Raw genomic sequence first — 12,304 nt, forward strand, 5'->3', positions numbered from 1 at the left:
CTCAATATCTTAAGGCATACCCCTTTAGAGTCAGCAGGCAATTTACCTAAACATTTAGAAAGCTTGTTGGAACAAGCAAGGATGTATATCTTGCCGGAGAGAAGGAAAAGAAATTGTCCCAGGGTTGTGAAGCTAAAACCACAGAAATACCCAAGAAAATGCCAGTCAATTTCTTAACTGACTGGCATTACCTCAATTGAGGTCCTTTTTTATGGGTGGAATTTAATGGGCTTCATCCCAATTTCGGCCTTTACCGACTTCGACCACCAGCGGCACGGAAATTTCCAGTACCGATTGCATGACATCGGCCAGTTGTGGTGCCAATTCATCGGCAATCGCTTCATCCACTTCAAACACCAATTCATCGTGGACTTGCAGCAAAAGCGTCGCTTGGGACTTAGGCAGCATTTTATCAACGGCGATCATCGCTAATTTAATAATATCTGCGGCACTGCCTTGCAGCGGCGCGTTAATTGCAGCCCGTTCCGCACCTTTACGCACCATCATATTGCGTGCAGCAATGTCTGGGGTGTATAAACGTCGACCCAAGATGGTTTCAACAAAACCCTGTTCCAGTGCAACCTGGCGGGTACGTTGCATATATTCATAAATGCCCGGGTAGCGCTGAAAATACTGTTTGATATAGTTCTGCGATTCTTCACGGGTAAAACCGAGCTGGCGGATCAGACCAAACTCTGACATACCATATAACAAACCGAAATTGACCGCTTTAGCTTGACGGCGTTGGTCGGCTGTCACTTGTTCGAGGGGAATCCCCAACACTTCTGCAGCAGTACGGCGGTGTACATCCTGACCATGCTGGAAGGCATGCACCAGTGCATCATCCTGTGAAAAATGGGCCATCAAGCGCAGTTCAATCTGCGAGTAGTCGGCTGCCAGCAATACACGCCCTTCAGGTGCAATAAAAGCTTTACGAATCTGGCGGCCAATTTCATTGCGGATCGGGATATTTTGCAGGTTTGGATCAGAAGACGATAAACGACCGGTCGCAGTCAGCGCCTGATGATAGCTGGTGTGTACTCGGCAGGTTTCAGTATGGCATTGTTTAACCAGTGCATCCGTATAGGTACTTTTCAGCTTGGACAAACTGCGGTGTTCCAAAATGACTTCCGTAATCGGATGCTCGATTTTTTCCAGTACACTTTCACTGGTACTGTATTGTCCGGTTGCGGTTTTTTTGCCGCCTTTCAGCCCCAGTTTGTCAAACAGGATCTCACCGACCTGTTTTGGCGAGGCAATATTGAAATGCTCTCCAGCCAGTTGCATCGCCCGATCTTCCAGTCCTTGCATGCTTTTGGAAAATTCCACACTGAGCTGATCCAAAAAGGCCAGATCCAGTTTAATCCCGGCTTCTTCCATATCTGTCAGGATGCGTGCGACCGGCATTTCGATATTGTGCAGGATATTTACCAGTTCCGGGAAAGTCTGCAATTTTTCCGATAGCACTTCATACAGGCGATAGGTCACATGTGCATCTTCCGCCGCATAATGCGCTGCAGTTTCAATTTCAATCTGGTTGAAAGTTTTCTGTTTGGCACCTTTGCCGGCGATCTGTTCAAAGGTCGTCGTGAGGTGGCTGAGGTACAGACGGGCAACATCATCCATGCCATGACGGGTGGCGACTGAGTTTAGGACATAAGATGCCAGCATGCTGTCGAAGTACCAGCCGCGTAACTCAATCCCATGGTTGGCAAAAATATGGGCGTCATATTTGAGATGATGACCAATCTTTTCGACCTGCTCATTTTCCAGTACGGGCTTGATTTGAGCCAGAATAGTTGCACGATCGAGCTGCACTGGCGCACCGGCATAATCATGTGCCAATGGAATGTAATAGGCATCCTGGGCATCGAATGCAAGTGAAAAGCCGACCAGCTCAGCGACACGATAATCCAGACTGGTCGTTTCGGTGTCAATGACAAAGCGTGAACTGCTGGATAAGCGTTGCCACAAGCTTTCCCAAGCTTCCTGGGTCAGGACAGTATGATAGTTGGCATGGCCCAGATGATCATCCTGACTGCTCAGGCTGGCGTGATCTTCAGTTTGGATAGGCGCTGGAGCAGGGGCTTTTTCAATCGCTTGAGCACTTTGTTGATAGGTGCTGTTATTCGGGTTATTTGGATGATCGAGAGATTGCAACTGGTTGCGGAATTCCAGTTCGGTATACAGATGACGCAGTTGCTCGACATTCGGATGGCCCAGTTTCAGGTCTTCCCACGACAGCGCCAAATCCAGATCACAGACAATACTGGCCAGTTGGTGGTCAATCGCAATACCATCGGTATTATCTTTGATGTTTTGACCTACTTTACCTTTGATCTTGTCGACATTTTCCAAAATACCGCCGATTGAACCATATTCATTCAGTAATTTGGCTGCAGTTTTAGCACCAATGCCCGGTACACCCATAATGCCATCAGAGGCATCTCCCATCAGGGTCAGGTAATCAATAATCTGGTTCGGCCACACACCAAACTTGTCATAGACGCCTTGAATGTCCATGACACGGTCTTTAAAGCTGTCTTCCAGTTTGACGTGTTCATTGACCAGCTGAGCCATGTCTTTATCACCGGTGGAGATCAGCACATCATGACCTTCCTGCACAGCCCGTTTGGCGAGCGTTCCGATAATATCATCGGCTTCTGCACCCGGTAACATATACAGCGGAATGCCTAACGCACGAATCAAGGCATGCAAATAAGGAATTTGCTCGGCGAGTTCCTCGGGCATACTTGGCCGGTCGCCTTTATAAATCGGAGACAGCTCGTGACGGAAGGTGGGTTCTGGCGTGTCAAAAATCACTGCCATATGGGTTGGCTGCATGCGGCGCATTAATTTTTGAATAGCGGAAATCGCACCGCGGATGGCATTGGTATGTAATCCGGTTGAAGTGGTGAGTGGGGGCAGGGCGTGATATGCACGAAATAAAAAATAAGACCCATCGACCAAAACAAATGGTGGCATTGCAACTTTCCTGACTATCGAATGGGCTTATTCTACGTGATTTTTTGTTTGCCTGCTGAACAGGAATTTAGCGTAGTGCATCGTGTCGAGATGATGCGCTAGGCATGGAATGCGCTAAGATAGAATCAAATGGATAGAAGCGAACCCACCCCATGTATAACAAAGATAAATTGGGACTTTGGAGCATCATCGCCATCTCTGGATTGTTGCTACTTGTTGTGCTGTTACTGTTGGTCATCAGTTTTGGTTTAACCATAAAACCGAATTTTTATCAGATTGCTGCTGTGGTACTGAGTATTTTGGCGATCGCAATCATTCAGTTTATTGCTGCCTTACAAAAGCGCGTGATGCGACTGGAACAGCTGCAGACACAGCCGTATCCGATCACGGATTTGACGGGTCAAAACATTATTTTCTACAGCAGTTTTTTGATTGGAATGCTGGGCTATTTTTTCTTGAATTTCTGGTTGAGCAGTATCGGTCTGCTGGTATTTGCGATCTGCCTGGTACAGACCTTGTCGCAATTACATCTGAGAATTACCCAACTGGAACAGCAAACCCCGGTTGAGAAACAGGGACATATTCTAGCGACTGATCTCCCGAGGCAGCAAGGTATACCCGCTTTAGCCACACAGGTGGCAGGACCGAAAGCACCGGAATGGATGCAACAACCTTTAGCGCAAGATCAGGTTGGAGTGGAAGACCTTGTGCAACCGAATGTCAGCCCCATGCAGGCTTCTGCACGAATGACATGTCCTAGTTGGGTGCAGAAAATGCTGCACTGGTTTCAACATGGCAATCCCATTTTACGGATTGCAGTGCTGGTGTTATTGGTCGGGGTCATCCTGTTACTACGTTTTGCCAGTGAGCATTGGCAGCTGAGTTTGGGTATTAAACTGTTGATTGTGGCAATGGCGGGTGTCGGTCTGACGGGGCTCGGCTATTATCTGGCTAAGCGTAATACTTTGTTCGCAGTCAGCTTGCAAGGACTGGGACTGGCAATCAAATTTTTAACTCTGGTGTTTGCCCATCACTATGCTGTAGTGGCTGATTTGATATTGGCTGGTTTTTTATTTGTGCTCTTGTTACTGTTAACAACCTTCCTCAGTTTAAAGCAGCAGAGTTTATCTCTGGCCATTTTGGCGCTGGGGATGGCCTATCTGGCACCGTTACTGATTCCGCAAACGCATCCGGATGCCTTGTTTTTGCTCAGCTATTATCTGTTGGTCAATATTGCCGTTGCGATCGTCAACTTTATCCAGCCTTGGCGCATTTTGAACCATATCGCTTTCTTTGCCAGCATGCTGATTGGCGGCATCATGATGGGACTTTATCTGCAAAAAGCGCAAAAAGTCTGGCTAGATGGCATTTTGTGGTGTCACATCATATTATTTATCTGGTTGAGTGTGCGCTATAGCCAGCTCATGTCTGGTCTTCAGCAGAAACTGACGCGCTGGCAACCTGTATTGGATGTGAGCCTGATTTTTAGTGTTCCGGTCGTTGGTTTTTCCTTGCATGCCTTCTTGATGCATGACTCAAAGTTCGCCATGGCCTCGGGAGCGGCGGGGCTGGCACTTATTTATAGTGTTTTAATGCTCTGGATTCGCCACAAGCAACTTGTATTGTCCTTATTGTCAAAAAGCTTTTTTATTTTAGCAGTTGCGTTTACGGCCCTTATTTTTCCTTTAGCACAGGGTGCACACTGGAGTTCAATCGGTTGGGTAGTGCAAGGTACGGCATTGCTAGTTTGGGGGAGTTCTGAACGTGACCGTCTCAGCTTGTACGGTGGCGCGTTGTTACTGCTGTTGAGTTCAATCACGCTCTTTTATCAGGTCTGGAATGAGCCCCAATTTCCGCTGTTAAGTACTTCGATTTATTCGTTTTGTCAGTTTGTTGCGGTGTTCTATCTGTTACAGGCTGATCAGGATGCCGAGCGTTCGTTTACTGCAACTTCGCTCAGTTGTATTTTTCTGCCTTTAGGGCTGTATGCGGGGGCGATTTCAGGGGTAGAGTTATTCAGCTGGAAGGCTCAAGGTTTTAGTCCTTACCTGATGATTGCAACGGTATTGCTCGCACTATTTTATGCCGTCATGCAAAAACAGGTCAAAATCAGCTGGATTTTTCTCCAGTTGTGGGTATACAGCTTGCTGTTGCTGTTTTTTGTCTCGGAGCTTGCTTATCAACAGGTATGGACGAATTTTGGATGGAAGTATCCTTTCGCGCAGATCTGTTTTCTTTTGGCCACCGCCTTGAATAGTCTGTTGCTGATACGCAGTTTGCTCTTGCCGAAACACACTTGGGCGATGACATGGACCGCCAGTTTGCTCTGGCTGATGCTGGCATTTGTTGGGGTGGCGGTGTTACCAGAAAATCCCGTGATTGCCTTGAGTCTCATCCCCTTATTGTATGGGGTCTGGGAACTCAAAACGGCGAAATTTCAGCTTTTGCAACAACCCGCCGTTTGGTTACTGACCGCATTGTGGTTAATTGTGGCTAATCTGGATCTGCACGCAGCAAGTTCCGGTTATGTTTTCCCTTTGCTGAACTTAACGGATTTGATGACCTTCTCGATGACCTTAGGCATGCTCATCATGATTTACCGTCATCATTTTGATCAGGATCATCTGGCCTGGGGATTTAAGTTAGGTGTGCTGATCATCAGTCTATTTGTACTGAGCAGTGTGCTGCTGCGCGGCTTGCACCATTATCTGCAGACCCCCTTATGGAGCTCCGCGGCGTGGAATAATGGTACGGTACAATTGAGTTTTACCTTGCTGTGGATCTTGCTTGCCTTTCTTTTGATGACCTTCGCCAGTCGCAAAATGGTTCGCGAAGTTTGGTTTGTCGGCGCTGGGCTTTTGGGATTGGTGGTGGCCAAGCTGGTCTTGCTGGATTTTGCACAAAGCGCCACTTTAACTCGGGTGATTTCTTTTATTGGTGCGGGGGGCGTAATGCTAGTCATCGCGTATCTGGCACCACTTCCACCGCCTGTTTCACGCGAGCCTAAAGCTTAGGTTCGCGCTTGATTTCTGCTGCATTCGCATATAGATCCAGTTCTTCATTACTTAAGCGGGGCGGTAAAGGCGGCCGATCAACAAAACCCATTTTCGGTACGGGAATCTCAATGTGATTGTCGAGAAAGCCATTACGAATACGCTCCTGCATCTCATCACGGACTTTCAGAAAATTTTCTCTACGGCACCAGATGGCAAACAGCAATTCAATCGAGGATTCACGAAATGCGGTCACGGTAACCGCAGGTTTAGGCTCATCCAAGACCCAAGGATGTTTTTTGGCGACATCCAGCAGGACTTCACGGACTTTGATAATATCCTCATGAAAATCAATCGATAATGTAATCGGAATACGCCGGATAGGGAATTTAGACAGGTTGTGGACTGGGGCACGAATCAGTTGTTCATTCGGCAAACGTACGTAGACGTTATCCAGCGTTAAGAGCTTGACCGACAGCAGATCGATGGAAATGACCTCACCTTCAATGGTATGGCCGCGGATTAAAGTGATCTGGATGGTATCGCCGACTTCAAAGGAGCCTTCACCGATCAGGAACAGGCCACTGATCAGGTTGGTTGCCGAGGTTTGTGAGGCGAAACCCAGAGCCACGGTCAGAATACCCGCTGCACCCAGGAAGACACTGAGTTTAAATCCGGCTTCTTTCAGACTGGCCATCACAAATAGCAGGAAAATAAAATAGAAAATCCCGCGGCGCCAAACCAAACGCTGGTGGGCATTAAAGCGCATCCCCATGGTGCGGATAAAGGTATTGGAGACGACCCGAGCCAACAAAAAACCGATTAGAGCCAGGACCAGTGCGACCAGAATTTCACTGAAGCGCTCGGTATTAATCCCGGTAAAAACACTCTTCAGGCTGTCGATAAGATCTTTACTTAAATTTGATTCTGCCATGATCGCCTCTTAGAAGAATGAATCAAACATATTGAACAATGGACTACCTGGGTCGCGCGGCGGGTGGACATACATCACTTCTCCAGCCAAAGGGGGTGTACGGTTTTCAATACGGATCCGTGGTGGGCGATCAGAGCCTTCATGTAACACCTTGATTTGCGAGGTCCAGAGTCGTCCAGTATCTGGACTATAAAACAGCGGTAGTGCTGGAACCGGCACGTTCATGCGGTCAAAACGCAATTGCTGGCTGCTGACGTTGTGGAAATCAACCGGGGTAATCGCACGGAAGGCCCGAGGTTTGAGCAATTTCAAATCGGTACGACCATCAACCGAAGTGGCATAACACATTTCACCGGTTCGATGGTTGGGGCCAAACCAGGTGTCTTTCGGTAGAATCACTGGTAGATCGAACAGGGGATCACGCTGTCCCGCAACAAAACCGGCGATCCATAAGGGGGTGCTGATATACAGTGTGCCACGTTGTCCTGCCGGGATATAAATCGGATCGACGGGTTTAATGACTACTGATCGGTCAGCCAACCGAGGCATTAGTTGGAAGTTTGGTTCAGTTTGTGCAAACATATACCGTTCAATTTTGATCGGTGCCGGAAATGCCATATCGGTTTCATTGATGGCCTGCCATTGCTGCTCATAATCATATTGAACCTGAGGGCGATGATACTCCAGACGCCATTCTTGCAGGCTACGGGTCAGGCGAAACAATAGTGAACCAAATTGCCAGGCACGAGATTGGTTGAGATCAAAATGCTGATCACCCCACCATTTTAACTCAGGGCTATCTCGCTCAATCATTTCATTTATAGTCGACAACTGTACATTTCTCTCATCAATGGATCAGATGGGATGGATTTGAACCTACCCATCATTGAAGCGTTATTCCGCGCGTTGTGCTTCAGCATCATGAGTTCTGAGCATTTGGATAAACGCATCCTTTGCATCGCTCGGTATGGCTTCTGAGCACGAAGTCATGGACTCAAAAAACATGTGCACAGAAGGATGCTACACAGCAATCTCACAAACGGCTAGATCGGCTGTCACGATGGATTTGATACTGAAGTAAATCCTGTGCTTTCGCAATATTTTTGCTGCTATTGAAGTAGAAGATTGATTGAAGCGGTTAGCTTACCAAAGCTCGGCGATCTTTTTGAGTAGACGTGCCCGATACTTAGCCGCAGGATTGCTGAGATTGCGGATGGTTTCATTTTCATAATAGGTTTGCCAGGCGCGAACCATCTCTAAACTTGTGCCTTGCTGTTTGATTGTTTCTACATCATCACTGTCGAGATGATCCATGCGATGGCGTGCAGCCTCTGCACCAATTCCCCAACCAATCACTTGCAGGCCAAATTCTGTAACGGACATCCCTTTCGGAGTGAGGGGAACGGGTAACGCTGCGATTCGAGGGTTGATTAAGCTATGGATCGGGTAAGTGGGTTCTGCGATTTTGACTTCGGCATAACTAGAAGACGCCAAGCTGAAAACAATCGCACAGCGCAGGAGAAACTGAATCATAAAAAAGTTTAGTACTGAATAATTTTGCGATGTTGCATTAAAGGCATAGATTGACGTACAGCCTGTTGCTGAGCCAGATCAAATTCAACGGTAATCAGTCCGGCACCGTCATGATTGACCATATCTAGTAGTTGCCCCTGGCTATTGGTCGCTGCAGCATGTCCCCAAGTTTGGCGTTTCGGGCCGTGCCACCCTTGTTGTGCAGCGCCTAGAACAAAACACTGGCTATCCATAGCACGTGCTTGCAATAATAATTGCCAATGCATTTGACCGGTTGTATAGGTAAATGCTGCTGGGGCAGTAAGCAAATTCGCTCCTTTCTGACGCAAGCTAAGGGCAAGTTCCGGGAAGCGTAAGTCATAGCAGACCATCAAGCCGATCTGACCAAAAGGAGTATTGGCGATCACAAGATCCGTACCGGGTTCAAAAAATTGAGATTCCTGATAGCCACCCACGGCATCACCGACCTGTACATCAAACAGATGAATCTTGTCGTAGCGTGCTTCTGTTTTTTCTGGGCTAATACACAAACTGACGGTCCGTACACGTCCATCCTGAATTACAGAACCATCTGGGCGAAATGGACAAGGTAATGTACCGGCAATGATCCAGATTTGGTATCGATGGGCAAGTTGTTCCAGACGTTGTTGCAGTACTTCGAATTGTGCTGCTGTTTCGCGCTGTTTTCCGGCAGCGAAGCAGACAAAATTTTCGGGGAAAACGATCAGTTCAGCCTCTTGTGCTTTACTTTGCTGGATGAGGCTCTCGATGGTTACGAAGTTTTCTTCGATATCATTTTGCGAGTTCATTTGCGCAACAGAAAGTAAAGTCATTCTTGATCCTGATCTAATGAGCTAAGCGTTTTGCTTGTCAGATACCTTTTCCAAAGTATCCTGTTCTTTCTGCAATTGTTTCACTAGCGGTTCAAACATATTCTGGTTGTTCTCATTCAGCTTCATCAAGGTTTGATGCGCATCGAGCACTGTGGTGAGCATGTTTTGATGGGTCACATGTTCTTCCATTAGTTTGAGTGTGCAAACGTTAGGATCACCACAGTAATCCAGAATGACAAAAACCTGTCCTAGACCCATGCTATTGGCTAGCGTCGTGATATCGGGATTGGTCGATAGCATTACGGCTTGAATGTGATGAGCTTGTTTCAGTTTCAAGCCGAGTTTCGCGAGTATGCCGAGTACTGTACTGTCAATAAACGTGGTTTTGGTTAAATCAACAATTGCACCAATAACATTGGCTTGCTGTTCAATTTTTCCCAGTAGTTTGTCTAGACTAATACAAGATTGGGCGCGTACTTCGCCAATAAGTTTGAAGATATGCGTTCCATTCAAACTTGCATATTCAACATGACCTGTTGACATATAAATGCCATTTTCAGAGAAGGATGTGAAAATTATCACATACGGGAAACCTAGACTCAAGTATCCGAGAGTCTTAGATTTTCTGTAGAAGAATTAAATAATTGATTTTTTGATTAATTCATTCGGCGCAAACTCAGGATCGCAATATCGTCTGCCACATGTTCGGGTGCCTGAAAAGACTGGTGCTGCAAATGATAAAGGAGTTGTTCAAACTGTTCATTCAACCCACCATCATAAGGTTCTAAGGCTCCATCTGAACAAATAATAAACCGGGCATTCGGTTTTAAGGTGCATTCATATTCTTCAACCTGCAAATCTTCGGTCAAACCGAGTGGGAAGCTACTGGTTTTTAAAATGCGTGGTGGTTGGTTGGGTTCAAAAATAATTGCAGGAGGGTAATGTCCGGCACTGGACCAACGTACGGTATGTGTTTCGAAATTCAGGATACCGGCAATCATGGTGATATGCTTTTCAATGTTTTCCTGCATCAGCATCCCATTGAGCTTCTGGATCAGCTGTCTTGGAGTCTTGGAGCGGCCATGAAAAGCAGCCATCCAGGAGGTCAATAAACTGCTGGTGACCCCATGACCTGACACATCAGCCAGGTAAAAAATGACTTCTCGATCATTTAATTTCCAGTAATCGTACCAGTCACCCGAAAGGTAAGCTGAAGGCTTAAATAGAGTTTCGACTTTATAGTTAGGTAAATCGATGGGATTTGGGAGTAAGCGTTTTTGTAATTCTGCTGCTGCAGGCAAATCGCGACTGTCTTGATTGCGTTTATATTGTGCATCAATTTTTAATAGCGCTTGAGCGGGTTCTGCGGGTAAATGATTCCATACCCAGCCTGCAAGTGCGCCTGCTTCCCACGCTTGTGCTAAGGCTGTACCTTCATTTTCAAAGGCCATGACGACAGTGGGGAAACGCCATTGATGGGTTAAAAAATCCTGTACATCGCCAATTGCGATGATCGTGGGATCATATAGATCAAGGTCTTCTATGTGAATCAGTTGCAGACTCGGCAATGCATTTAGAACCTGGTCTAAATAAGGAATGGTGCGACTAGGCTGAATGAAATACATAGAAAGGTCGTGTATCCCGAATAAAAGCAAAAAGCAATAATAGTAGATGTACCCTATAAATCAAACTATTGCTAGAGAAAGTCCATTTTCTCTTAGTTGATTTTTTTACAAATTATTCCTCAGGTGTACTGGATTCATCCATTTGTTCTGGTTCTTCTTCTATTTCGGATTCATCGTCTTGAAACGCGATTTCTTCAAGAGAGATGCCTTTCTTCTGTGAAATTTCAAAATGTTTGCGTTGCAGGTAAATGTCGCGGATGAGGGCGTATTTATCACCTTGCAACACGCTTTCTGCATCGAGCAAGCGTGCTCTTAAATCCACAACAGCGGTCAGATTATCTGCCCAATAAAGCTCGGGATCATCTTCAAGCAAATATTTTTGAGGTTTTGCTTGGCGGTCTATGGCCAGACCAAGACCATCGCGGAACGTACTTGGCCCAAAGAAAGGTAGCATGACAAAAGGTCCTGAGGCGACACCATAATAACCCAACGTTGTACCTAAATTTTCCTCTTCTGCAGGCAGGCCTAGGCGTCTTGCCGGATCGGCAAAACCTAAACTGGTGAGTGTGTTAATGCTAAAGCGTCCAAGCGTTTTGACTGCACGACCCGGGCGACCCTGGATCAACTGGTTGATTGCATTCCACGGTTCGCTCATGTTGTCACGAAAGGCTCGGTAAGAATTACGTAGAGGCTCTGGTGTTTTTTCTTTATATTGCACAGCCATTGGACGTAAGAAGTTGCGGTCTAGGAAATCATTGAATTCATACACCTGACGATTAAGAGGTTGTAAGGGATCCTTGACTTCCTCGGGTTGAGAAGCTTTTGCATCTACTTTGAGTTGTGCTGCTTTAAGCGTACTTAATTCTTTAATCGCCTGTAAACGAGAAGGCTTATTTTCAACGACTGTCGTAGTGGAAGATATTTCCGTGGATGCAGATGGCACTTGAACATGATCTGAACTTTCTTGGGCAAAGGCAGGACTGAGCAATCCTGTAGACAATAAACCTACCCCGAATAAAGAAGAATAACGCATAGGAATTCCTGAAATTTTTTTCATATTCAAATCATGGTACTCAAAATGGTTCCGCGTGAGAGCAGCATTTCAGCTTATTAAAAGCAAAATAGAGCAAGATTGGTAGGAAAAAAATGGAAAATGTGCAAAAAAAAGACAAAAAGAACTTTTATTTCAAAAAGGGGTTGTGCTCCTGATTTTATCGTCTATAATGCGAATCCATCGGCGGCACTGTTGAATAAAACTTGTTTAAAATCAAGAGATTGGAAATAAGTTAAATTTAAGAGTTGACATTCTGGATAAACAGAGTAATATAGCCGACCTAGCTTGATGCTGACGAAGCATCGAGAAGATCATTAAGAGATTATGAAGAACAACTTGTGTGGATT

General features: G+C 46.1%; 9 protein-coding genes and 1 pseudogene. 2 read left to right on the forward strand and 8 right to left on the reverse strand.

What is annotated here, in order from left to right:
* A pseudogene (locus PAE54_RS11795) lies at positions 1-177 on the forward strand (IS4 family transposase); the annotation flags it as partial.
* 45 nt (positions 178-222) lie between these two features.
* On the opposite strand, the gene polA reads toward PAE54_RS11795, so the two are convergent.
* Positions 223-2,985 (reverse strand): DNA polymerase I, encoded by a 2,763-nt coding sequence (gene polA / locus PAE54_RS11800; RefSeq protein WP_326519581.1) that lies wholly within the window; start codon positions 2,983-2,985, stop codon positions 223-225.
* A 152-nt stretch (positions 2,986-3,137) separates the two neighbouring features.
* On the opposite strand from polA, the gene PAE54_RS11805 reads away from it, so the two are divergent.
* The gene (locus PAE54_RS11805; protein ID WP_326519582.1) at positions 3,138-5,999 is read left to right on the forward strand and encodes a DUF2339 domain-containing protein; all 2,862 of its coding nucleotides are present in this window, start codon (positions 3,138-3,140) and stop codon (positions 5,997-5,999) included.
* Here the strand turns inward: PAE54_RS11805 and PAE54_RS11810 are convergent.
* The 7 genes from PAE54_RS11810 to PAE54_RS11840 all read right to left on the reverse strand — a co-directional run bounded on the left by PAE54_RS11810 (position 5,989) and on the right by PAE54_RS11840 (position 11,936).
* Positions 5,989-6,912, reverse strand: coding sequence for a mechanosensitive ion channel family protein (locus PAE54_RS11810; protein WP_273777397.1), 924 nt, complete (start codon positions 6,910-6,912; stop codon positions 5,989-5,991). The genes PAE54_RS11805 and PAE54_RS11810 overlap by 11 nt on opposite strands.
* Before the next feature lie 9 nt (positions 6,913-6,921).
* A complete protein-coding gene (locus PAE54_RS11815; protein ID WP_273779493.1) occupies positions 6,922-7,725 on the reverse strand; it encodes a DUF432 domain-containing protein in 804 nt (267 codons plus the stop codon).
* Positions 7,726-8,055: 330 nt separating this feature from the next.
* Positions 8,056-8,445, reverse strand: coding sequence for a DUF4951 domain-containing protein (locus PAE54_RS11820; RefSeq protein ID WP_326519583.1), 390 nt, complete (start codon positions 8,443-8,445; stop codon positions 8,056-8,058).
* Between the two features lie 8 nt (positions 8,446-8,453).
* Entirely contained in the window at positions 8,454-9,278 is an 825-nt protein-coding gene (locus PAE54_RS11825) for a carbon-nitrogen hydrolase family protein (RefSeq protein WP_326519584.1), read from the reverse strand.
* Positions 9,279-9,299: 21 nt separating this feature from the next.
* Positions 9,300-9,821 (reverse strand): anti-anti-sigma factor GigB, encoded by a 522-nt coding sequence (gene gigB, locus PAE54_RS11830; RefSeq protein ID WP_273777394.1) that lies wholly within the window; start codon positions 9,819-9,821, stop codon positions 9,300-9,302.
* 113 nt (positions 9,822-9,934) lie between these two features.
* The gene (gene gigA, locus PAE54_RS11835) at positions 9,935-10,903 is read right to left on the reverse strand and encodes an RsbU family protein phosphatase GigA (protein ID WP_326519585.1); all 969 of its coding nucleotides are present in this window, start codon (positions 10,901-10,903) and stop codon (positions 9,935-9,937) included.
* A gap of 112 nt (positions 10,904-11,015) precedes the next feature.
* Positions 11,016-11,936 carry an MlaA family lipoprotein gene (locus PAE54_RS11840; protein WP_326519586.1) on the reverse strand — a complete coding sequence of 307 codons (921 nt, stop codon included), beginning with the start codon at positions 11,934-11,936 and terminating at the stop codon, positions 11,016-11,018.
* Positions 11,937-12,304: the final 368 nt, after the last annotated feature.

Source organism: Acinetobacter minutum, assembly GCF_035916735.1.
Taxonomy (GTDB): Bacteria; Pseudomonadota; Gammaproteobacteria; order Pseudomonadales; family Moraxellaceae; genus Acinetobacter.